The organism is Candidatus Liberimonas magnetica (assembly GCA_020523885.1).
In the GTDB taxonomy this organism is placed as follows: domain Bacteria; phylum Elusimicrobiota; class Endomicrobiia; order Endomicrobiales; family JAFGIL01; genus Liberimonas; species Liberimonas magnetica.
In genome coordinates this window covers 234,761-258,358 of the sequence record JAJAPY010000004.1, presented here as the reverse complement: position 1 = coordinate 258,358, position 23,598 = coordinate 234,761, and the positions used below count along the sequence as shown (strand labels likewise).

Genomic DNA, 23,598 nt, shown 5'->3' with positions numbered 1-23,598 from the left:
TAAATAATATGCAAGAAATAAAAGACAGTTTCTATTTACAGGGCAAGGACTCTAAAAAGGAAAGTTTCAATATTCCTGATATGATTAACTTTGAGTGGAATATGCTTTATGCCTGCAACTACCGGTGTCCTCATTGCATATTTGAAGGAAAGTGGGAAGAGTACGGCAAACGTACCGTTTATCTTTCTGTAAATGAGTGGATGGCACACTGGCAGAGAATTTATGACAAATATGGGCGGGCAAGCGTGCTTATAACAGGCGGAGAACCTTTTATATATCCCGATTTTACAAGCCTCGTATCAAAACTGTCGCAGTTGCATTATCCTATAAATATATCAACGAACGGTTCCCTGGGGCTAGAAGAATTTGTAAATAAAGTAGACCCGCAAAAAGTTTCTATAACATTAAGTTTTCAGCCAAATTACGATAAGCTGGAGGATATTATAGGTAAGGTAAAATATTTGAGAAAACATGATTTCCAGACAGGAAATATTAATTTGTGCGCATACCCGGGCTACTTAAAAGAATTTAACAATTATTTAAAAGTAGCAAGTTCACAAAATGAGGTACTGAAGGTTATCCCGTTTTATGGGAATTACAACGGGTTTTCTTACCCGGAGAGTTATAATGCTGAAGAGAAAAATATGCTTGGGCTTGATAATACCTGGAAAGAAAACGTTGAAAAAAAAGGTGTAATGTGTGCGGCCGGCAAAAAATCAGCTTTAATATTTCCCGACGGCAAAGTTGCACGGTGCGGACAGATAGGAGAAAGGCACTTAATAGGCAATATATTCGACGATAACTTTACTTTGCTTAAAAAAGCGTTGCCATGCGATGTGGAAATGTGCCCATGCCTGAAAGCGATTACGGAATAATGTATCAAAGAGTTAATAATGAAGACGATCATAAATATCTACGATTTAAAGAATAAATTAGTTAGAATACCAAAATATCCCAGGCTGGACCCCCCGTACCGTGTTCACTGGAACTGGGATATTTCGTTCAAATGCAACTATAAGTGTTCTTACTGCGAAGTAATAAAAAGAGATATAGAATTTAAGTCTAAAAGCATAGATATAAGCAGATGGGAAGAGGCTTGGGAAAAGATATTCGAAAAATATTGGGGAAGCCATGTAAGATTTTCCGGGGGAGAGCCGACTATTTACCCGAATTTCTGGGGTCTCGTTAAAACGCTTTTGAAATACAATTCGGTAGATATAACGACTAACCTAAGTTTTGATATGAAGGAATTCCTGGACAAAATCCCGCCAAACAACGGGGTGTCCATCTCGTCAAGTTTTCATCCGGAATTCGATGACATGAAAAAATACCTTGATAAAGTAAAGTTCCTTCATCATAACGGGTTCCCGTCAACTATATGCTATGTTGGATATCCTAACCATCTCGGTAAGATTTCTGAGTATAAAAAAATGGTGGAAAGCGAGAGGATATACTTTAAGGTCATACCGTTCGCAGGTAAGTTCAATGATAAATGGTACCCTCAGTCCTATAGTGTTGAAGAGAAAATGCTTCTTGAAGGCATTGCAAAAGATGCCCTGGACGAGCATTTAAAGGACATGAACTCCAGGTGGTATGACTGGCGTGTAAAAAGGGAAGAAGAACCGGGAAAAAAAGTAAAAACAGGCGAGTTGTGCCGGATGGGCCAGATGTATGCAAAGATACACCCGGACGGTTCAGTGACCAGGTGCTGTGCCGGTTATCACGGGGTAGATTCAGGCTCCCTGGGCAGCATCCTTGATAAGGATTTCAAGCTGCTGGATGAACCGGCTGCCTGCAAGGTAAGTTACCAGTGCCCGTGTTTTAAAAGTATGCTCGTTGGGCAAGAAGAAGATAAGTGGGTCCCTCTCTGGGAAGCGCTGGAACATCCGGTTTATAGAACTGAGTATATGAAAGAATATGCCAATTACATTAAAAGGGAAAAGAAATGAAGAACGCCAGAAAAAATATACCTCCCGGGAAATGTTTTTATACCTGGGATATCCATTATGCATGCAATTACAGGTGCAGTTATTGTTTTTTTAACGATACCTGGGAAGAGGAGAAAAAAAAGAACAGGTATCCCGGAATAGAAGAATGGAAAAGGATATGGGGTGATATCTACGACAAGTACGGTGAAGGCCACCTGCACATTTCCGGCGGCGAGCCGTTCCATTACCCCGGTTTCATCGAGCTGGTCTCGTTCCTGACCGATAAATTCACGGTTGAGTTTGATACGAACCTGTCTTTTGACGTAGATGAATTCATGAAGAAGATACCGCCTGACCGGGTAAGGTTCGCGGCTTCGTTCCATCCTCAGTTTGCGGATTTCGGCACGTTCCTTAAAAAAGCCAAAGCTCTGAAGGACGGGGGGTATGACCTTGGCGTAAACTATGTCGCGTTCCCTGAACAGTTAGCCAGGATGGAAGAATACAAGTCGGGTTTTGACATTGAACATATATCTTTTGACGTAATGCCGTTCCGCGGCAAATACAAGGGCAAAGAGTATCCGCAGAGCTATACCAAAGAGGAAAGAGAGCTGGTATGCAAGTGCGATCCCAGGACAGCCCCAAAGATGCTGGAATCTTACGGCGATAAAAACGACGGAGACAAGAAAGAAAAGCCTCTTAACCCTCACCTTGGAAAGTTATGCCGAATGGGGCAGGTCTACACAAAGATCCACTCCAACGGCAACGCTTACAGGTGTTGTTTGATAAAGGAAGAAGGAAAGATCGGCAACCTTATTGACGGGACCTTCGCTCTTTATGATGAACCTAAGGAGTGCCGTCTTGATAAATGCCCGTGCTGGGTCGCCATGATAGTAGATGAGGAAAAGAACTGGCTTTTTCACTGGCAAACGCCGAAAATCAAAACTAAATCATGATAGAAATAGACTGGCTTATTCACTATAAGTGCAATTACAGGTGCCCGTATTGTTTTTTTGAAGGCCTGTGGCAGGAAGTTGAAAAAAGGAATAAATATCTAAAGACCGGCAACTGGGTCAAGGCCTACAGAAAGCTTAGTGACAAATACGGCGGGTTGAAACTCATAATTACAGGCGGTGAACCTTTCCTGTACCCGGATTTTCTAAAGATGATAATTGAATTGAACAAGTTCGCTCATGTTTCATTTGACACGAACTTGTCCTGCAGTAAAGAAGACGTTAAAACACTGGTACAGGAAATAAGCCCGGATAATTTTTTCATGGGGCTGAGTTACCACCCGTCGTTTGCGGACCTGGAAGAGTTTGCCAGCAAGGCAACGGTCTTGAAAGATAACGGGTTTGATATCAGGATACATTATGTAACCTATCCGGAACAATTAGAAGGCCTTAAAGTGACCGGGGATTATTTTCTAAACAAGGGTTTCAGGTTTACGCCCCTGCCTTTCCGGGGCAATTATAAGGGAAAGAACTACCCCGCGGGTTTTAGCGAACAGGAAAGGGATCATATAAATGAAGTAATAGGCAGCCTTAAAAGCGATAAAGATATCCAATGGGCAAGCAAACAGGTCGTGCAGGTAAAAAGCAAGGGACAGATGTGCGCTGCAGGCCAGTTGTACATAAGAGTTGACAACGATGGTTCAGTCTATCCCTGCAGCAACGATTACTCGAAAAGCCGGGATAAGATGCTTCTTGGCAACATATTTGACGAGAACTTTAAGTTGAACGACAGCCCGATGTTGTGCAGGCAGGAAACCTGTCCGTGCGAGTTCAGATGGATAGTAAAATAACTGATGTTAAATGACTCCCCTCTTTTGTTAAAGAGGGGCCGGGGGAGTTAAGAATCAGTTAAAATTTTCAATTGAAATAGTAAATCTGTCAGGATAAGTATATGGATAAAAGAAACTTACGTTTTTCATGGGATATGCACTGGGATTGTAATTACAGGTGCCCGTATTGCTGGTGGCACGGCAAATGGGAAGAGTTCGGAAAGCGCAATATTTATCCCGGCACAAAGAAGCTTCTAGAGATATGGGAAGATATATATAAGAAATACGGCGAGGCGCACATAGAAATAGCCGGCGGCGAGCCTTCGACATACCCCGATTTTGGCGAGGTAATATCCGGTATGCTGGATTATCATACTATCGGACTAATGACGAACCTGGCAAACGGCGCCAAAGGTCTTTTGGAAAAAACTTCGGATGAGAAATTAAAGAGGCTAAAACTGGGAGCAACTCTGCATCCCCTATTCGCGGACTTTGATAAATTCCTGGCCAACGTGAAGAGAATAAAAGACAGAGGCGTAAGCGTGGGAGTGCTTTATCTCGCCTATCCAGAACAAGTCCATGATATTCCAAAGTATAAGGAGCTGTTTTCCAAGAACGATATACATTTTTCCGTCTCTACTTTCTGGGGAGAGTATAAAGGTAAAAAATACCCCGAATCCTACACCAATGAAGAGTTGTTAATAATAGACCCGGCCCTTGAAAAAAGAGCCGGAGAAAAATTCCAGACCAAGCCATTTATTACCAAAGATAAGCTGTGCAATGCGGGCCATACTTACGCAATCATACATCCCGACGGCGAAATCCTGCGCTGCGGCGGCGGCAGCTGGAAGGGCGAAAATATAAAGCTGGGCAACCTTTTCGGAAAGATCGAGCTATGGGACGAGCCCAAGCCCTGCCACTCGCAATACTGCCCCTGCAACGAATGGGCGTTTTTGTTAGTAGAAAAGCCGTAGGGGCGGGCCTTGCGTCCGCCCGCTATAAAATCCCGCAGGGGCCATCCTGCCTTGGCGGGATTGATACGGCAAATAGATAAAAAGTGAAAATGGCTATATTTTGCCCGAATATCAATAAATTAGATTAAAGATACATTAAGGTGTGCCTTGCAAGGCATAGAATACTTGTCGGTGAAAGTTCGACTCTGGTAATTGCCAGAAAGCCAGATAGCTAAGTCCTGATGCACTGGGTGACTGGATGCGTCAAAGCGGACGAAATCTCAGAGGATGAGATGCAAAACGGTAGTCCGTACCATTAAAGGGAATCCTGCAGTGTCGTTAGCTAACAAAGAGAGCCGAGCTGTTCTAATGTAGCGAAGGCGAAAGAAGGGGTGAAGAATCTGGAGAAGCAGTCCTGAAGAACTCTTCGGCATATGCGGAATTAGGGGACGTATGCAACTTGACAACATAAATACAATTTAATAGAATCGGAATATGCCAAGACAGGGAAGAATAAACATAGAGGGCGGGATATATCACGTAATACAACGTGGGATAGAGCGTCGTGAAATATTTAAAGATGATGCTGATCGGGAAGAATTTCTTCGCAGGTTGGCAGAAGGGCTAGAAAATACAAGGCACAAATGTTATGGTTGGGTGTTAATGCCCAATCATTTTCATTTATTGATAAGAACCGGGGCTAAGCCCTTAAGTGATTTAATGAGAAAGCTTTTAACTGGGTATGCGCTTTATTTCAACCGGAAATACAAGAGGAGCGGATATCTTTATCAAAATAGGTATAAATCGATACTATGTCAGGAAGAATCGTATTTTCTTGAACTTGTCAGGTATATACATCTGAATCCGTTAAGAGCAAGATTGGTTAAAGACATCAAAGAGCTAAACAAATACAAATGGTGCGGGCATTCTGTATTAGCAGGAAAAAATAAAATAGAATGGCAGTCAGTAGGTGAGATATTAGAAAGGTTTGGTGCAGGGAGAGGAGAAGCGCAAAGGAAATATGTTGAATTTGTGAGAGATGCAAAAGATATGGGTAAAAAAGAAGAGCTGACTGGTGGCGGACTGATACGAAGTGCTGGTGGATGGAGAGAAGTAATCGGTTTACGGAAGTCAAAAGAGAGATGGCAGGGAGACGAGCGTATTTTGGGGGACGGTGAGTTTGTTAGTAAGATACTAAAAGAGGCAGAAGAGAAAATACAAAAAACAGAAAGGTTAAAGCGTGAAGGATGGGATTTATCAAAAGTAATGGAAAAAGTAGCTGAGCAGCTGGATATTGAAAAAAGCGAAATGAAAAAGAAAAGGCGAGATATAAAAGTATCTGATGCAAGGAAGATTGTGTTATATATCGGGAATAAAGAATTAAAAATAAGCGGAAGGGAATTGGGTGAGTATTTTCATGTTAGCAGGCAGGCAATAACCAGAGCAGTTAATGCAGGGGAAAGGCTAGTGGCAAAATATAATATAAAACTAATGTGATGATAAAATGAACAATGTAGCTATGTTGCATACGTCCCATACTATTCGTCCAAGTAAAACGAAATAGAAAACGGTTTTCAGAGACATTTATGTTTCAATTGAATAAAGAAGAGTTTGAAAGTTTGAGGTCGCAATTTGCGACCTCAAACAGGGGCGGTAGAAGATACCTGCCCTATGTGTTCTCAGAATATGGTGCTTTAATGCTTGCAAATATATTAGAAAGTCAAAAGGCTATAGATGCGAGCGTTCAGATTATTGAAACCTTTGTTAAATTAAGAGAATTTGCGTACACTCATAAGGAATTAGTTCAAAAAATAAGCCAATTGGAGCGCAAATACGACCACCATGATTATCAAATACAAAAACTTTTCGATAAAACACGAGATACACCAACGCTTACAGAAAAACACATAAAAATAGACGGATTCAAAAATAAAGAATAGAGTAGCGTTGCCTGAGTAGCAGTGCCTGGCTTGACTAATGAACTAAGGTTATGGTGTCAGACTTCTCTAACTACACTAACTTTTAAAAATATTTAAATAAGGGTATTCAGATGAATATAACGAATTACAAAACTGAATGGGTAAAGCTGTAATGGTTACATTTGGCTGGGATCTGTGCAAAACATGCAATTACAGGTGCCCTTATTGCGGGACTTGGGAAACCTCGCCTAAAAATAAATTGTTGTCCCCAAAAGAGTGGGGTTTGATCTGGGAAAGGATTTACGGGCTGTACGGTAAATGCTATATATATATATCCGGAGGAGAGCCTTCTACATATCCTGGTTTTTATGAACTGGTGGAAATGCTGGGAAAATATCATTTTCCAGAAATTTGCACTAACCTATCATGGGATATTGACAAGCTGGTACCGAAACTGTCCAAAGAACAGATAAAGATCGCGCCGACTTTTCATCCGAGCTTCGCAGATTTTGAAGAGTTTTTTAAAAAAGTCGTGAAAATAAAAGAATATCTTCCTGATCATCAGGTTTATTATGTGGCATATCCCAATCAAATAAAAGATATGCCGCAAAGAAGTAAAAAATTAATGAATGAAAGTGTGAAACTCATACCCCTGCCGCTCAGGGGCGATGGTTTTGTGCTCAATTCCGAAGAAGAAAAAGGGATAATAGAAGAGTTAAGCCCGTATAAGGGAAGCGAAAAAATGGATTACCAGCTGAACAAAGCAATTCCAAAAGGGAAGCTTTGCCGGGCCGGGCAAGATTACGCTGTCATAAGAACAAGCGGCCTTGTTGACAGGTGCAGTCAATATGCAGATGGTAAAGTAGGTAATTTTTTAGATAAGGATTTTAAATTGTTCGATGAACCATTAGTTTGCGAAAAGTCGTATTGCCCGATAGAATCACAATGGATTGTGCAGGAAAAATGAAGGAAAATATAGATAGAACAAACCAAAAGAATATTGAGCTTGGAAAAGGTTATAGGGATAATAATCTTTTTGATAAAGCAGAACATATTTTTAAGGGTGTCATTAAAAATGATGCAAATAACTCACAGGCACATTTTGAATTAGCAAATATATATGTTGCGAAAAAGTTACATGAAATGGCAGCATCGGAATATGAAAAAGCCATAGATTTGGATAATAAACATGATCTCGCCCTGATAGAATTATCAAAGTTATATTGGAAAGAAGGAAAACAAAAAGAGGCCAAAGAGCTGCTTGAAAGAGCCATTAAAGTAAATTATAATAATGCACAGGCGCATTTGGAACTTGGTAAAATAAACAGGCTACTCGGAGATTATAGCGCTTCAAAAAAAGAATTTAATGCGTTTTTAACTATCAGCCCTGACGAAAAGATAAGCAGTTGGCTTAATAAGATAAAAGAAGTAAAAGGCAAAAGAGGGAAATTAGCGCCTTATCGGGTCTTTATTACCTGGGGAATGCATTATGAATGCAATTATAAGTGTTCTTACTGTTATACGCCAAAACCAGGACAAAAAGATTTTAAGAAAGATATTAAACATATCGCTTCTTATCCGGGGACAGAAAAGATAATTGATGCCTGGAAAAATGTTTCAATGAAATATGGGGCTTGCAGGATACGCTTAGACGGAGGTGAACCTTCAGTCTATCCGGATTTTATAAGGCTGGTTAAAGAGCTGTCAAATTTTCACAAGCTCCAGATAAATACAAACCTGTCTTTTAATATTAATAAGTTTATAAAAGAAATTGACCCGAAAAATGTCAGGATTGACGCAAGTATTCATCCTGAATTCATGAACATTGAAGAATTCGCAGCGAATTTAAATAAATTAAAAGAGAGGGGTTTTAAGGTAATAGGGGTATTTGTAGGTTATCCGCCCTATGTGGACAGGGTAGATTCGTATAAAAGGAAGCTTGACGAAATAGATGTGCCTTTTATTATCCATCCTTTTTCCGGATCTTTAAACGATAAAAAATATCCTGCTGCATACACTGATTATGAGTTTGATAAAATATACGGGATCGATAAAAAAAGCAAGATAGAATCTGATTGGAGAAAAGATAAAGACGATATTAAGGAAACGGTCAAAGAAACAGCAAAAAAATGTCTTATGGGCTTCACTTATGCAAGGATATATCCCAACGGACAGGCATATAGGTGCTGTACGGATGACGGTTTACTAAGTTTAGGCAATCTATTTGACGGAAGTTTCAATCTTTTGGAAGAACCGGAAAACTGCCGGAATGATAACTGCAGATGCTGGAGATGTATGGTAACAGGCCAGGAGGAAAGGTGGCTTTCAACATGGCTAGATGACTGGGAAATGCCGTTTTAAACGTATGACTACTAAAAATGAAATAATTACCGCATATAATTATCAGAAAGATGGCTTATATGATAAAGCTTTGGAGTGTTTCATCAATATTGGCAATGATCCGGAATACCGGGAAAGAGCGAAATTAGAAATCGCCAAGATTTATAAAATGATGAATAATCCTCTTCAAGCTATAAAATCATTTATAGATTTAATCGAAGTAAACCCGCATAATAACGAGGCCATAAAAGAGTTAGGAGAAATATCCTGCCTTTCAAATATTTATGAACAAACAATAAAGGTTCTTAATGATATATGCGGACGTAATCCTGCAGCATATTTGGAACTTGGCAATATATATTGCCAGTTAGGAGATTTCGATAAAGCCTTGAAGTGCCTGGGGAGTTATTCGGAAACATCAAACGATGATCCGGAAGCAAACATCATTTATGCTAAAATATACAAAAAACTAGGAAGATTAGAAGAAGCGCTGAAATATTTAGTGAAAGTTACAGCTCTGGACAAGAATAACTATGAAGCAATTTGTGAAACAGGAGATTTATTTTATTTGAAGGAAGACTACAATAAAGCGATAGAATATTATTTAAAGGCGTCTAAGATCAAAGATGACAAGGAAGTACATTTAAGGCTGGCTGAATTGTACCAAATATTGAATAAATACGAATGTTCTAAGGATGAAGAAAATAAAATTCTAAATTTAACCCCAAAGAATTGTTTCGACCAGGACATGGCCTTAAATAAGATAGAAATATTACGAAAAGATATCGTCTTGAGATCGAAAGTTAAACGTTTATGGGCAACACTTACTACCAGATGTAATATTAAGTGCAAAACTTGCGGTTTATGGAATAAAAAATGGGATTTGCCTTATAAAACCGCCAAAGAAATTATGGATTATTACCCTTTTCTTGAAAGAGTGGTTTGGCTGGGCGGAGAGGTATTCCTATATAAACATTTTGAGGAAATGTTCGATAAAGCGGCAAGTTTTGAAAACCTTACTCAGCATGTAATTACAAACGGCGTCATTTTAACAGACAAGTGGATAAACAAAATCGTACAGACCAAAAATACAGAGTTAGCGGTATCCATAGACGGTGTAACAAAAGATGTGTATGAATCTATACGGCAAGGCTCAAGTTATGATAAATTAATGAAAAATGTTAAGAAACTAATCGAATCTAAGAATAAATACAATCCTAAAATGAACATTAGATTAAATGCGGTAATTATGAAAAGCAACTACCTCCAAATCGAAGATTTTATTGAATTTGCAAAAGATAACGGGTTTAACCAGGTATCCTTGATGGCCTTGCATTTTAACCTGGCACCGGACGAAGATATATTTTATGAGAATAAAGATGCTGACGCTATAAAGTTTGTTTCTAAAGCTATACCGGCCATCAAAAAAAAGTCAGCTGAATATAAAATAGAGCTTGATATCCTGCTGCCTCCTGCGGAAACCAGCTTTAAAAAAATAAATAAAAAGGAAGATACGGAGATAAAAGTACAGCAAATAAAATCAAAAGAAATAGTCTGTAAAATGCCGTGGCAGTATATGATGATATGTGATAACGGGGATGTTTTGATAACCGGGTCCTGTCTAAGAAAAATCGGGAATATAGATGAAAATTCTCTTGATGAGATATGGAACAGCAAAACAGCGGTGTCTTACAGGCGAAATATTATAGACCGTAAATTTGAAGGGATATGCAGGACTGAATGTATGGCAAGATGGTAAACTAAAACCGGAGCTACCCGTGGAACTATTAGGGACAGTTAAAGAATTTATATTGAATAACAAGATCGATGAGGCAAAAATAATTTTGAATGAAATGCTCACTAAAGACCCGGAAGATGCGTTTGCGGTTTTTGAATTGGCAAAGATCTATCAAATGCAGGGGAACGATGTGTCAGCTGAGGCAGAGTACAAAAAAGTATTAAAGATAAACGCCAATTACCATTTGGCAAAATTAGAATTAGCCAGGATATATTTTAGGCAGAGAAGGCTTGAGATGGCATTAGAACAATACAGGGGTTATTTGAAAGAGTTCCCCAACGATGCAAACATTTATAAGGAATTAGCCAATGTATATACACATATCGGGTATATAGATGAATCGATGAAATGCTTGGAAAGATCTGCTGATATTGAACCAAACAATGTAGATATCCTGATGGAATTAGGAAGGGTATATAGAGAACAGGGACAGAAATCAAAGGCTGTTGAAACTTTCAATAAAATATACGCTTTTATTGATAACGGAAACAGGTTCCTGTCTAATAAAGTATTGAATGAAATAGAAGCAACTGAAGGAAAAGAGGTCCTGGATTCCAAAGTAAGGTCAATGATAGCGATGGTCCTGGATAGGTGTAATATAAAATGCCGGATATGCGATATATGGAAGGGGACATGGCAAGTACGGGATAGTATAATGAAAGAAATAGTTGATTTATTCCCTTATATGGAAGATATTTCCTGGCAAGGCGGAGAAGTTTTTATGATGAATGGGTTTGAAGATATTCTTATGGAAGGTGCCAGGCATGACAATTTAAAGCAAGTGATATTTACCAACGGACTTCTGATAAATGAAAAAATACTTCAGAAAATAGAGAAAGGCAAGACAGATATCGTTTTTTCCATAGATTCTGTAGACAAGGAAACCTATGAGTATATAAGAAGCGGTGCAAGGTTTGAAAGGCTGATAAAAGTTTTAGGATTAGTTAAGGAGTTCCGCTCTTACAAAAACAACAAGGTCAATATATATCTAAATGCCGTAATAATGAAGTCAAACCATACAGAATTGGAAAATTTTATTGAATTTGCCAAGAAATATGATTTTAATGCGGTAACATTTACTCCGATCAGGAGAAATAGCGAAGAAGATATTTTCCTCGGCGATAAAAATAAACTGGAAAGTTTAAAAAATAGTATGAAAAATGCCAGAAAAATCGCAGCATCTTACGGGATAAGGCTTAATGATTGGCTGCCTCTTGACAGTGATGTAAAAAACAAGGCTGATGAAAATATGGGGAATACTTTAAATGAGCAGGGAATAAAGGAAGATAAAAATAAACCGATCTGTTTCGCACCCTGGCAGCGATTGCTCATTGATTGCAATGGCATGGCACGTCCTTTCGGGTTTTGTTTAAAAAAGTTTGTTGGCAGCACAGATTCTATGAGTTTAAGCGAAATTTGGAATGGAGAAGGAATGAGGTTTTACAGAAGGAAGCTGGCAAATAATGACTATTTGGATTTGTGCCAAAAAGAATGCATTATGGGCCAGGTAAAAGATAAAATATGCAGGGTTGAATAAATGGTAATTGAGAATAAAGTTATGGAAATAAATGCGGCAAATGAAACCATGCTTATACAGACTGCAAAGGACAGCATTTTACCCGGTAATTATAATGCTGGAGAAAATATATTGAAAAAGGTAATTAAAATAAACCCTTTAAATGAAGATGCCCATTTTGAACTGGGAAAGCTGTATTTTGTAAATAAGAATTACCTGCCTGCAGTAAAAGAATTAAAAAAAACAATAGGTTTAAACAGCAAACATTTATTTGCCCATGTCCTGCTCGGCAAGTATTATATGATACAAAAAGATTATAAGAGCTCTTTAAAGGAATTTAACCTGGTTTTAAAATATAATGAGGGTGAAGGCAGTGTTTTGTACGACATGGGAAACCTTTATATGGAGATGAAACAATATGACAGCGCTATAGAAAAGTTTGAAAGCGCGTTAAAATTAGGCTATAAAAACCACGGATTAAGGTATGAATTGGCAAAAGCCTATAAAGAAACCGGGAAATATGATAAGGCGAAACAAGAATTAGAAATAATACAAAAAGAAAAGCCCGTAGATAGTTCCATGCAATACAAGCTTGGGGTTTTATACCGTGAATTGGGGGAATTTGAGCTGTCAAAAGGTCATTTTAAAAAAGTTAGTAAGATGGAACCATTCGGGAATAAGGCATTCTTTGATAATTTAATCCAAAATGAAACAGAAATATCTGAAAGGAAAAAATATCTTAAGTCAAAACCTATGGTGTTAGGTATTACATTATCCAGCAGGTGCAATATCAAGTGTAAGATGTGCGAAGTATGGTCAAGCCCCTGGGATATGCCGGAATCAATAATTGAAGAAATAATCGGATTGTTCCCATACTTGAAATATATTCATTGGCTTGGCGGAGAACCTTTTTTTCATAAAAGATTTAAAGAACTTTTTGATAAAGCAGCATCTTATCCGGATCTATATCAAGTTATAGTTACAAACGGGCAATTAATAAACGACAGCTGGGCAGAGAAATTAGTAAAAAGCAATGTAAATATTATTTTATCTATTGATGGGACAACAAAAAAGTCCTATGAGGCAATTAGGACCGGAGCAAGTTTTGATAAATTGATACAAAATATTAAATTCCTAAATAAGTATAAAGAGATATATGGAACTGCAAAATCTAAGATAAATATTATATTGCAGACAACGATCATTAAATCTAATTATCATCAATTAATTGATTTTGTTGAATTTGCCAATAAATACAGATTTGATGCTTTAAACATAACTCCGGTCCGCTATATTAAAAGTAAAGAAAACATATTTTTAAATAATGATAAAAAGGCATTCAAATATATCAATGATAAAATGCCGGCAGTGATCAGAAAAGCAAAGGAATATGAGTTAAAACTATTAAATATTCTCCCTAAAACCGGAAATTGCGCTGAATATCCGGATGATGAACCTGCCCCAAAAGACCCTTCAATTAAAAACAATGCGAATAATGTATTTATAAAAAATGAGATTTTATGCCATTGGCCATGGAAAAGCTTGTTTATACTTACCAACGGCTGTGTCAAGCCCTATGGTTTTTGTGAAGAACATATCGGCAATGTAACAAGCCAGTCATTAGAAGAAATATGGAATGGAAAACTCATGGCAAAGTATAGAGAGAAAATATCTAAATATGAGTGTTCAAAGTGGTGCAGCCCCAGGTGTACCTCCGGGGTTATGCCTGGTAATAATTTGAAGTTAGAGGTCTGATTTAAATGAACAATAACTGTTTACTGGAGATGGCAAAAAATAATATTGAAGAACACAAGTATGACAAAGCTGAAAAAATACTCAGCAATCTTTTAAAAAAAGATAAAACTGATGAGCAGGTATATTTTGAGCTGGGTAAACTGCATTTAATCCAAGGGAAACATAATTTAGCTATAAAGCATTTATTAAAAGCACTGAAATTAAATGAAAAACATATCTACACACATGTCTTATTAGCAAAAGCGTATAAAACAATAAGGCGATATAAAGACGCGATCAAAGAATTTCAAAAATCAATCAAGCTTGGGTATAATGAAGAGAATATGGCAATAGAATTATCGAAAATCTATGAAGAAATGGGTAAAAACAATGCATCGGCCAAGTACTTGGAAAAAGCTGCCCAGTACACATATAATACGTCATTCGTAAAAAATGATACAGATGAATTGATCAACGAACGCATACGCCTGGTTCAAAGCAATAATTATCATGGAAATTATTCCGAGAATTTAAAAATTTGTAAAGATATTGATAAAATTATTCCTAATAACGACACTATGTCAAAGAATATTTTGAATAATGAAATCGAGATCGCGAGTAATAAGGTTGTCTTAACTTCAAAATTAAGAAGCCTTGTGGTGTCGTTAACGAATAAATGTAATTTAAAATGTATAATGTGTAAAATAAGGGACATTGAGTGGAGTTTGCCGGAAAAGACCAAAAATGAAATAGTAGCTTTATTTCCTTTTTTGGAGAAAGTTATATGGCAGGGAGGAGAAGCTTTTTTATATGATGGGTTTGAGGAGCTTTTAGATGAAGCTGGTAAGCATCGACTAAAGCAGGTTATTATTACGAATGGGCTGTTGATTAATGAAAAAATCGCAGAAAAACTTGCCAAACTTAATTTAGAGTTAACATTTTCAGTAGATGGAACGACAAAAAAAATATATGAGTATATCAGGCCAGGGTCAAATTTTGAAAAGGTTATAAGAAATATTAAGCTTATAAATTCAATAAGGGCAAAATCTGGCTCCAAGATGACAACAAGACTTAACGTGTATGTGATAAACTCTAATTATCATCAGGTCCCGAAATTCATCGAATTTGCTAAGAAATATGGCTTTAACAGCGTACTTTTGAATTCAGCAGGATGTGATTTTGAAAATTATGAAGAAAATATGTTTTATTATAACAGGGATTCTGACCTTTTTAAGTCCGTAGACGGTTTAAGGGATAAATTAATAAAAAAGGCTGATAAATATAATATTAAGCTGGAAAACAGGATACCTTCCAAGAAGATGTTCGATAAATTAGAAGGATACATTAAAATCGAAAACGAAAATGTTCTTAATGATAAACAACATAATTTGAAAAATAAGATCGGTAGATTATTTTGCCACGTTCCATGGCAGAGGCTATATATTGATATTGGCGGCGGGGTAAGGCCTGAATGCCAATGCCCGATCAAGTATAGTGTTGGTAATGTAAAAAACAATAGCATAGAAGAAATATGGAACGGAGATAAGATAGCCGAATATAGAAAGAGAATAATTGAAAATAATATTGATGATTTTTGCAATATCGATTGTCTATACAAAAGAATACCCGAATTGAATCTAAAATATATATGAAAAATAAAAAGGCAGCTTAAGAATGTTTAACAGTAAATATTGGAACATGATTTATCAAATAAGCGTTGCAGAATTCCGTTCGAAGGACCAGGGTACATTTTTGGGTTTTTTATGGACGTTATTTCACCCGCTTATATATTTTATTGTTTTGTATAATCTGTTTTCAAAATGGATGGGTTCTCACATACCGGATTTCCCGCTATATTTAATTATAGGGATAGTCCAGTGGAATTTTTTTGCTACGAGCACATCAAATTCAATAAATGTAATAGTTAGATATAATGCATTTGTAAAGAGTATAAAATTCCCAAAATCTATTTTAGTATTAGCGTCTGTTCTGTCAACATTGTATTCTCACATTTTAGAGCTTATTATACTTATTATTTTCTGGCTGGTAATAAAAGCTAATTTTACCGTAATGGTTTTTTTCTTATTGCCTATTCTTTTATTGAATATTTATCTTATAGTAGCTGTCTCATTTATGCTTGCTACCATAGGGGTGTATTTTCTTGATATAAATAGAATATGGGGAATATTTACAAATGTAGGTTTTTTTCTTACGCCTATATTCTATACGCTTGAATTAATTAATCCAACTAAAAGGAATATTATACTTTTAAACCCTATGACACACATTATAAAATCAACCAGAGATGTGTTAATTGATGGAAAATTATTTGACTTAACTGGCTTTGTTTATGTGTTTATTTTTGCCACCATAGTTCTAATTATCGGGTACCAAATATTTAACAAATATGAAAAGCACTTTGTAGAGAGAATATAATTATTAAATGAGTTGGTGATTAAAATGGATAACAATATTGCAATAAAGGTAGAAAATCTGTCAAAGAAATTCTGTATCGGCACAAGAGATAGAATGACTTTAATATCTACAATAAGGCACAGGCTGGGCGGTGAATACCCAAAACGCGAAATATGGGCATTACAAAATATAAATTTTACTGTAAAAAAAGGTGAAATGGTTGTGATCATCGGCCCTAACGGAGCCGGCAAAACCACATTGCTCAGGATATTATCAGGAATAATGTCCCAAACTTCCGGAAGATATGAAATTAATGGTGAGACATCTTGCATGTTTGAGTTAGGGCTAGGTTTTAACTCTAACTTTAGTGCTATTGACAATATATACTTGTATGGTGCTTTGTTAGGGATGTCAAAGAAAGAGATAGACAAGAAATTAAACGATATAATAGATTTCAGCGAGCTGGGAGATTTTATGGGAGCAAAATTAAGCGAGTTTTCTTCAGGTATGAGCGCACGTTTAGCTTTTGCAACAGTAATTCAGACTGTAAAGGGTATAGTGATGGTAGATGAAGCATTGGCTGTAGGAGATTTATCTTTTCAAAAGAAATGTATTACTGCATTTGAAAATATTCTAAATAAAGGCAATACTATACTATTTATTTCGCATGGTATCAGGGGCGTAAATCGAATGTGTAAAAATGCTTTGTATATAAATCGCGGCATACAAATCGGTTTTGGTGAAGTTGATAAAATCTCAAAATTGTACATGAATAATTCCGGCATTCAGGATGAATAAAACATCAATCACTACTCTTGATTTGGATAAAGTTACAAGACACCTCTTTATCAGAAATAATTTATATATTTTTCTTGGAGTATTGATAAGTGTCGGTAATTATCTATTTCTATACGATATTTCATTATACGTGTATGGCAGGTCCGGTGATAAATACTACGTAGATATAGAGAAAACAAATAATAAATTAGAAAAAGCAAGAAAGAAATATGCAAAAGCGGTAAAATATTTTTTAAAAGGCAGGGAAATAGAAAATAACGAAAACAATATCAATGTAGATAAAAATATGCAGGAAATATCCGCACAACAGGTATTTCTTAATAAAGCGCTAAAGCTGTGTAATGAAATAAAAAGGATAGATCCCGGATATATAAATGCTTTTGTATTGTCAGGTGAGATCTATACTATAAATAAAGATTACGATAAAGCATACAATGAGCTGGAAAATGCAATTAAGTTGAATCCGAACAGCAGCTGGGTATTAAAGGTAATGGGGAACCTATATTTTAAGAGGAAAGATTATGGCGAAGCCGAGAAGTATTATTTAAAAGCCATAAAATCTAGTGAAAAAGATGAAAATACAGGTTGGATATACCACGACCTTGCGCAGATATACATGGAAAAAAAAGATATAAAGAAAGCGTGCGAAACCGAAAAGAAGGCCCTAGAATATCTACCTGATAATTTAGTTATAAATGATTCATACACTAGGTTAAATTCAATGAGAAATAATAATTAGTTTTAAATTATAATGATAAATAATAAAATAGCAGGGAAAATGCAGTTTCTATTCGACCACCCTTGAGTCTTAAGGAATTATAGGTTAATTTATATTTTGCTGTTGGAATAGAACTTTCAAATGGTCCTTATTTTCTTGTTTCATCATATCCATAAATATTACCAGGTTACACTCCAGAGTTTAAAAAGGCCCTCTTCTTTTTCCCTTATAACCTCCAGGGGATGTCCAAATAAATATAATGATTGCAAGACGATACTATTTGGTAATAAAGTAAGAACCAACAGTGCTGAACTAAAATCATTATGAAATATTTCTTAGGTTTCTTCTTTCTTATCAAGTATATAACCTAACATCAAAAATAGGAGTTTAAGTAGTAGAAACAAACTCTATGATTTCAAAATTAACTGATTATCTTAAACATAAAATAGAGTATTTAATAATTTTACTTATTTGGATATTTTTTGGATTAAATAATTACATCTGGTTAAAGAAAAACCAAGCTTTATATATGAGCGATGAAGCGTTTCACTTAACTGGAGCTTTGGAAATATTGGATACTTCAAAAAATATACCTCAAATGATTTTAAAACTACTATATTTTAGTATTGATAAGTTCTATCCACCTTTTTTCCATATGATAATGGCAGGATCTAATTTTATATTGGGCAGGTCACAGATATATTCTGTACTTGCAAATTTATTATTCATGCTTGTGATGATCTTAGCCATATATTATACCGGAAAAAAAATATGCAATAAAAAAGCAGGGATTTTATCTGTATTTATATTGTCAGCATATCCTCATATATTTGGCTTATCAAGGTCTCCATTACCCGACTTTGCATTAACCGCTATGTTAGCATTGAGCCTATGTTTTTTGGTTTACACCGAATATTTTTCTAAAACAACGTATTCTGTCCTATTTAGTTTGAGTTTTGGTTTTGGCATGCTTACAAAGCAGGTTTTTATTTTATTTATTTTGCCATTTATTCTATTGTATTTAGTATATTTTATAAAAGATAAGGTTAATGTAAACAAAAAAAGTATAACTAATCTACTAATTATCCTAATTCTTATTCTAGTAATTTCTGGGCCCTGGTATATAATTAATTTAATAACAATAGGCCCTGAATACCTTAGAGCTGCTTATTTTTTCCCAAAAGACGAGTATAGTGTATTCACCTTTACGTCATTAGCATATAATTATGTTAATCTAATAAATGATCAGATGCTAATGTTTTATTTTGAAGTATTTGTCATCGGTTTAATCAGCTGGTTAATATATTCAAACGATTTTAACAAGAAATATCTTTCGCTATTTAGTTTCTCAATAACAGGCGTATATATTATATTTTTATTAATACAGAGAAAAGTGCCGAAGACAACGGATCCCTATCTGGTCTATTTTGCTTTAATTTCAGGTATAGGGATATCTTTGTTAAAATCAAAAGCAATCCGTAATACAATTATCTTTTTAATCGTATGTTATGGTTTAACAGAATATTATGTATTAAGTTATAAAAACGTATCAAATAATGACATAGTCATGGGTATAAGAATAGAAAATCTATTATTAAACTATTTTTATCCCCGACATCCCTGGAGTGTATATTATCCTTTAAAAATGAATCCAAAAATTGATAATATAATTGAATTAATAAATAAAGATAATATTAAGGATAAAATACCCAATATAGGGACATTTAATCCGTTTTATGATATAGATAAAAGGAAGTTGAGCTATATGATAAAAAACGATTACGGTTTGCGATACTACTTCAAATTGAAAAAAATCCCATGTGCAATTGTTAATATCGCTCAAGTGGGAACTAACTCAAAATTTGATTATATTGTTTTGTCCAGGAATATTAATATATTGATGCCATATGATAAGGGCATTAAAGATAAATACAGACTGATAGGTGATTTTAAGATGGAGGACAACAGTCAAATATTTGTCTATAAAAGTAAATAAAACATGAAACGTATCATAATAAAATGCAGAAGATTTTGGTTTCAAATAGATAAGTAAATTATACTTTAGAATAAGAATAATCCTGAATTATATAAAGTGCCTTTCTTCGCTTAAAATGTTTATGGAATGTTTCTTAGGTTTCTTTATTCTTATCAAGTATAACCTAACATCAAAAGCAGGAGTTTAAGTAGTAAAAACAAATCTTATGATTTCAAAATTAATCGAAGATTTTAAAAATAAAACAGAATATTTAACTATTTTACTTATTTGGGTATTCTATGGACTAAATAATTACATATGGTTAAAGAAAAATCAATCTATATATTATGCCGATGAAGCCTGGCACTTGAATGCAGCTTTGGAAATATTGGATACTTCAAAAAATATTCTTCAAATGATTTCAAAATTATTATATTTTAGCATTAATAATTTTTATCCGCCCTTCTTCCACACGGTGATGGCAGGTTTTAACATGATATTGGGAAGATCGCACGTATATTCCATACTTGCAAACTTAGTATTTATGCTTATTATGATTTTGTCAGTATATAATGCCGGAGCAAAAATAAGCGGGAAAAAGGCAGGGTTTTTGTCGGTTTTTATTTTGTTATCTTACCCGTTCATATTTGCGTTATCCAGGTCGCCTTTACCGGATTTTGCCATGTCAGCTATGGTGTCTTTAAGCCTGTGTTGTTTGATTTATTGCGAACACTTTTCTAAAACAGCTTATTCTGTCCTATTTGGTTTAAGTTTTGGTTTTGGCATGCTTACGAAACAGCTTTATATTTTATTTATTATGCCGGCAGTGCTGTTCCTTATAATACATTTTATTATTCAAAAATATCCTTTAAATAAAAATATAATAACAAATCTGGCAATAACCTTTCTAATTATAATAAGTATTTCCGGGCCTTGGTATACGATAAATTTGAAAGTTCTTATCCCCAATTATTTTAACGCAGCATATTTTTATAATCCGGTTGATAACTATCCAATATTTTCGTTCAAATCGTTGATGTATAACTATGTAAATTTGATAAACAATCAGATGCTTATGTTCTATTTTGAGATATTTATTATAGGTTTAGTTGGCTGGCTAATGTATTTGAATGATATAAATAGGAAATACCTTTTGCTGTTTAGTTCTTCAATAGCAGGTATATACCTTATTTTTATATTGATACAAACAAAAGAGCTGAAAACAACAGCCCCCTATCTGGTCTATTTCGCTCTGATTTCAGGTATAGGAATATCTTTACTAAAATCAACAGCAATCCGTAATATAATTATCTTTTTAACTATATGCTTTGGTATAACAGAATATTATATCTTAAGCTATAATAATACATTTGATGGCAAAAAAGTAATGGGCATAAATATAGATAAATTATTATTGAACTATTCTTACCCGGCAAGCCCATGGGGTACATACTATCCTGTAAAAAACAATTCAAAAATGGGGAGTATAATTGAATTAATAAGTAAAGATAAAATATGGGATAAACCACCAATCATAGGGACATTTAACACATTCTATGGTGGAAAAAATGCTAAACTTAACAGTTATTATAAATATGACTGCAGTTTAATATACTATTTTCGGTTGAATAAAGTACCTGGTGAATTTATTAACATCGCTAATCTTGGAATTAGATCAAAATTAGATTATATTATTTTATGCAGTGATATTAACATGTTAGTGCCGTACGATAAAGGCATTAAAGATAAATATAGGCTGATGGGTGATATTAAGATGGAAGATAGCAGTCACATATTTGTTTATAAGATAAATAAAAAATGAAGTATATTATAGTACAATCTTTATCAGCTATACTTTATGCTTGAGTTCTTTTGTTGTCTGTATATATATTGTTAAAAATGGTTTTTAGTTCTTTAAATAAAATGTTATCCTATTATTACATGGAGGGAATTGATAGAAAGCCTTATTATGACTGCTTCTGCCCCATATAGCAAAATTTTATAGCGTACTTAAAATTATAAAATGATAAACAGAAAAGAAATAAAAAATGTTTTGTTGGTTATAGAATCGCCAAGGCAAACAGATCATTCCCTTAATACTATGCCTCCTTTGGGGCTGCTTTATTTAGATGCTGTTCTAGAAAAAAATGGTTTTAATAGCCGTATTATTGATGCAAATTGCGGCAGTTATGACATAGATATTGTAAAGGATTATGACTTAATAGGATTTTCTGTATTTTGTTCAAATGTTGAATTGAGTTTTGAAAAAATATCTTATATACGGAAACATTACCCCCAAAAAAATATTGTTATTGGAGGACCGCAGAGTTCCTTATACTCTAAGGAATACCTGGCAAATCCTGATATAAATGCAATTTTTATAGGTGAAAGTGAAAATAACCTGATAAAATATTTGACTGCAGTAAACGATGAAGATATAAAAGGAGTTTATTTCCGGCAAGATAGCAACTCAGGTTTTAAATTTAACGGTTTAAGTACGGATTTTGAGGATTTGAATGCACTGCCCTTGCCGTCATACCATAAGGTCGATCTAAATAAATATAAACTTTTCCCGTTAAATCAAAAACCATTTGCAGGGATACTTACTTCAAGAGGATGTACATATAAGTGTTCATTTTGTTACCATAATATGGGATTTAAATGGAGACCTAGATCTCCGAAAAACATTGTTGATGAAATTGAGTACTTGTCTAAGACGTTGAAGGTAAAAGAAATATGCATAGTTGACGATAATTTTACTTTTGATAAAAAAAGGGTGCTCGAAATATGCTATTTAATTCAAAAGAGGGATATAAAGTTAAAATTTCAGCTGGAAAACGGTGTTAGGGTAGATCTTTGCGATGAGGATGTAGTGCGCAGCCTATCTGAAATAGGAGTTTGGCTTTTATGCTTTGCGCCTGAAAGCGGCAATGCGGAGTCTTTAAAAAAAATGCAAAAAGGCCTTGAACTTGAAAAGATTAAAGCAGTTGTAGAATGCTGTAGGAAATATAAGATAAGAACATACGCCTTCTATATGATCGGATTCCCTTGGGAAAGTAGAAAAGACATTTTAAATACAATTGACTATTCAAACAGTCTTGGCACGGATTTTGCGCATTTTTCGAGGTTCACAGTTTTTCCGAATACTCCAATCGTTCAAATGCTAAAGGGTCATTTCTCATTTCCAGACCCGTACAAAGATATTTCCTTATTGTCCAGTAATGTCAATGTAGAGAATATGCATTTATTGACTGTAGAAGACCTTAATGCTCTAATAAAGGTATGTTTTCGAAAGTTCTATTGTAAAGCCGATAAAATACTATTGCTTTTGCGCACAACACCGCTTGCGGTTTTATTTAAAGTGGTAATTTACGCTTTTAAAACAAAAAATATCTGAAATTATGAATTTCCCATATTTTAGTATTAAAAATAGTATTATAATATTCTATTTAAATAAGCTTTTTAAATATATGCTAAATAAAAATAGGATTTATATTATATTAGGAATATTCCTGTCTATAGTTAATTATTCGATATTTCTGAATATTTTTCAATATGTATTTTATAGTCAATATGACTATAAAATATTTAAAGTGATAAAATCAAAAGAAAAAGGAGATTTCAATAAAGCAATAGAAATTTTGGGGGAATTAAAGAAGGCATATCCCTGCGATGTGCGCAATTTGATTTCATTGGGTGAAACATATATAGAAAAAGGTGAGAT

General features: G+C 34.9%; 19 protein-coding genes. All 19 read left to right on the top strand.

From position 1 onward, the window contains the following. Positions 1-8 precede the first annotated feature (8 nt). The 19 genes from LHV68_04935 to LHV68_04845 all read left to right on the top strand — a co-directional run bounded on the left by LHV68_04935 (position 9) and on the right by LHV68_04845 (position 23,271). Positions 9-875 (top strand): radical SAM protein, encoded by an 867-nt coding sequence (locus LHV68_04935; GenBank protein MCB4791214.1) that lies wholly within the window; start codon positions 9-11, stop codon positions 873-875. Positions 876-893: 18 nt separating this feature from the next. Then, on the top strand, positions 894-1,949 hold the full coding sequence (locus tag LHV68_04930; protein ID MCB4791213.1) for a radical SAM protein: 1,056 nt from the start codon (positions 894-896) through the stop codon (positions 1,947-1,949). Further along, a complete protein-coding gene (locus tag LHV68_04925) occupies positions 1,946-2,881 on the top strand; it encodes a radical SAM protein (GenBank protein MCB4791212.1) in 936 nt (311 codons plus the stop codon). Before LHV68_04930 ends, LHV68_04925 begins: the two co-directional genes overlap by 4 nt. Next, positions 2,878-3,729, top strand: coding sequence for a radical SAM protein (locus LHV68_04920; protein MCB4791211.1), 852 nt, complete (start codon positions 2,878-2,880; stop codon positions 3,727-3,729). The genes LHV68_04925 and LHV68_04920 overlap by 4 nt, the downstream gene beginning before the upstream one ends. Before the next feature lie 101 nt (positions 3,730-3,830). Beyond that, positions 3,831-4,682 carry a hypothetical protein gene (locus LHV68_04915; GenBank protein ID MCB4791210.1) on the top strand — a complete coding sequence of 284 codons (852 nt, stop codon included), beginning with the start codon at positions 3,831-3,833 and terminating at the stop codon, positions 4,680-4,682. A gap of 474 nt (positions 4,683-5,156) precedes the next feature. Continuing rightward, positions 5,157-6,158 (top strand): transposase, encoded by a 1,002-nt coding sequence (locus LHV68_04910; protein ID MCB4791209.1) that lies wholly within the window; start codon positions 5,157-5,159, stop codon positions 6,156-6,158. A 38-nt stretch (positions 6,159-6,196) separates the two neighbouring features. After that, positions 6,197-6,601, top strand: a complete 405-nt coding sequence (locus tag LHV68_04905) for an ORF6N domain-containing protein (GenBank protein ID MCB4791208.1) — start codon at positions 6,197-6,199, stop codon at positions 6,599-6,601. Positions 6,602-6,737: 136 nt separating this feature from the next. Then, positions 6,738-7,547 (top strand): radical SAM protein, encoded by an 810-nt coding sequence (locus LHV68_04900; protein MCB4791207.1) that lies wholly within the window; start codon positions 6,738-6,740, stop codon positions 7,545-7,547. Continuing rightward, the gene (locus tag LHV68_04895) at positions 7,544-8,941 is read left to right on the top strand and encodes a tetratricopeptide repeat protein (GenBank protein MCB4791206.1); all 1,398 of its coding nucleotides are present in this window, start codon (positions 7,544-7,546) and stop codon (positions 8,939-8,941) included. The genes LHV68_04900 and LHV68_04895 overlap by 4 nt, the downstream gene beginning before the upstream one ends. 4 nt (positions 8,942-8,945) lie before the next feature. Beyond that, on the top strand, positions 8,946-10,679 hold the full coding sequence (locus LHV68_04890) for a radical SAM protein (protein ID MCB4791205.1): 1,734 nt from the start codon (positions 8,946-8,948) through the stop codon (positions 10,677-10,679). A gap of 19 nt (positions 10,680-10,698) precedes the next feature. Beyond that, positions 10,699-12,255 (top strand): radical SAM protein, encoded by a 1,557-nt coding sequence (locus tag LHV68_04885; GenBank protein ID MCB4791204.1) that lies wholly within the window; start codon positions 10,699-10,701, stop codon positions 12,253-12,255. Next, entirely contained in the window at positions 12,256-13,989 is a 1,734-nt protein-coding gene (locus tag LHV68_04880) for a tetratricopeptide repeat protein (protein MCB4791203.1), read from the top strand. Positions 13,990-13,994: 5 nt separating this feature from the next. Then, positions 13,995-15,620: a radical SAM protein gene (locus tag LHV68_04875; GenBank protein ID MCB4791202.1), complete on the top strand. Its 1,626-nt coding sequence runs from the start codon at positions 13,995-13,997 to the stop codon at positions 15,618-15,620. A gap of 22 nt (positions 15,621-15,642) precedes the next feature. Next, positions 15,643-16,404, top strand: coding sequence for an ABC transporter permease (locus LHV68_04870; GenBank protein MCB4791201.1), 762 nt, complete (start codon positions 15,643-15,645; stop codon positions 16,402-16,404). Positions 16,405-16,428: 24 nt separating this feature from the next. Next, positions 16,429-17,181 carry an ATP-binding cassette domain-containing protein gene (locus LHV68_04865; GenBank protein MCB4791200.1) on the top strand — a complete coding sequence of 251 codons (753 nt, stop codon included), beginning with the start codon at positions 16,429-16,431 and terminating at the stop codon, positions 17,179-17,181. Continuing rightward, positions 17,174-17,920 (top strand): tetratricopeptide repeat protein, encoded by a 747-nt coding sequence (locus LHV68_04860; protein MCB4791199.1) that lies wholly within the window; start codon positions 17,174-17,176, stop codon positions 17,918-17,920. Before LHV68_04865 ends, LHV68_04860 begins: the two co-directional genes overlap by 8 nt. A 388-nt stretch (positions 17,921-18,308) precedes the next feature. Beyond that, positions 18,309-19,895 (top strand): glycosyltransferase family 39 protein, encoded by a 1,587-nt coding sequence (locus LHV68_04855; protein MCB4791198.1) that lies wholly within the window; start codon positions 18,309-18,311, stop codon positions 19,893-19,895. Positions 19,896-20,100: 205 nt separating this feature from the next. Beyond that, entirely contained in the window at positions 20,101-21,696 is a 1,596-nt protein-coding gene (locus LHV68_04850; protein ID MCB4791197.1) for a glycosyltransferase family 39 protein, read from the top strand. A gap of 201 nt (positions 21,697-21,897) precedes the next feature. Then, positions 21,898-23,271, top strand: a complete 1,374-nt coding sequence (locus LHV68_04845) for a B12-binding domain-containing radical SAM protein (GenBank protein MCB4791196.1) — start codon at positions 21,898-21,900, stop codon at positions 23,269-23,271. Positions 23,272-23,598: the final 327 nt, after the last annotated feature.

What these genes read in the sequence shown, in the direction of transcription:
- LHV68_04915 (MCB4791210.1), top strand. Translation starts at nt 3,831, where the DNA reads ATGGATAAAAGAAACTTACGTTTTTCATGGGATATGCACTGGGATTGT.
- LHV68_04860 (MCB4791199.1), top strand. Translation starts at nt 17,174, where the DNA reads ATGAATAAAACATCAATCACTACTCTTGATTTGGATAAAGTTACAAGA.
- LHV68_04920 (MCB4791211.1), top strand. Translation starts at nt 2,878, where the DNA reads ATGATAGAAATAGACTGGCTTATTCACTATAAGTGCAATTACAGGTGC.
- LHV68_04855 (MCB4791198.1), top strand. Translation starts at nt 18,309, where the DNA reads ATGATTTCAAAATTAACTGATTATCTTAAACATAAAATAGAGTATTTA.
- LHV68_04910 (MCB4791209.1), top strand. Translation starts at nt 5,157, where the DNA reads ATGCCAAGACAGGGAAGAATAAACATAGAGGGCGGGATATATCACGTA.
- LHV68_04890 (MCB4791205.1), top strand. Translation starts at nt 8,946, where the DNA reads ATGACTACTAAAAATGAAATAATTACCGCATATAATTATCAGAAAGAT.
- LHV68_04870 (MCB4791201.1), top strand. Translation starts at nt 15,643, where the DNA reads ATGTTTAACAGTAAATATTGGAACATGATTTATCAAATAAGCGTTGCA.
- LHV68_04880 (MCB4791203.1), top strand. Translation starts at nt 12,256, where the DNA reads ATGGTAATTGAGAATAAAGTTATGGAAATAAATGCGGCAAATGAAACC.
- LHV68_04930 (MCB4791213.1), top strand. Translation starts at nt 894, where the DNA reads ATGAAGACGATCATAAATATCTACGATTTAAAGAATAAATTAGTTAGA.
- LHV68_04935 (MCB4791214.1), top strand. Translation starts at nt 9, where the DNA reads ATGCAAGAAATAAAAGACAGTTTCTATTTACAGGGCAAGGACTCTAAA.
- LHV68_04845 (MCB4791196.1), top strand. Translation starts at nt 21,898, where the DNA reads ATGATAAACAGAAAAGAAATAAAAAATGTTTTGTTGGTTATAGAATCG.
- LHV68_04925 (MCB4791212.1), top strand. Translation starts at nt 1,946, where the DNA reads ATGAAGAACGCCAGAAAAAATATACCTCCCGGGAAATGTTTTTATACC.
- LHV68_04865 (MCB4791200.1), top strand. Translation starts at nt 16,429, where the DNA reads ATGGATAACAATATTGCAATAAAGGTAGAAAATCTGTCAAAGAAATTC.
- LHV68_04895 (MCB4791206.1), top strand. Translation starts at nt 7,544, where the DNA reads ATGAAGGAAAATATAGATAGAACAAACCAAAAGAATATTGAGCTTGGA.
- LHV68_04875 (MCB4791202.1), top strand. Translation starts at nt 13,995, where the DNA reads ATGAACAATAACTGTTTACTGGAGATGGCAAAAAATAATATTGAAGAA.
- LHV68_04900 (MCB4791207.1), top strand. Translation starts at nt 6,738, where the DNA reads ATGGGTAAAGCTGTAATGGTTACATTTGGCTGGGATCTGTGCAAAACA.
- LHV68_04850 (MCB4791197.1), top strand. Translation starts at nt 20,101, where the DNA reads ATGATTTCAAAATTAATCGAAGATTTTAAAAATAAAACAGAATATTTA.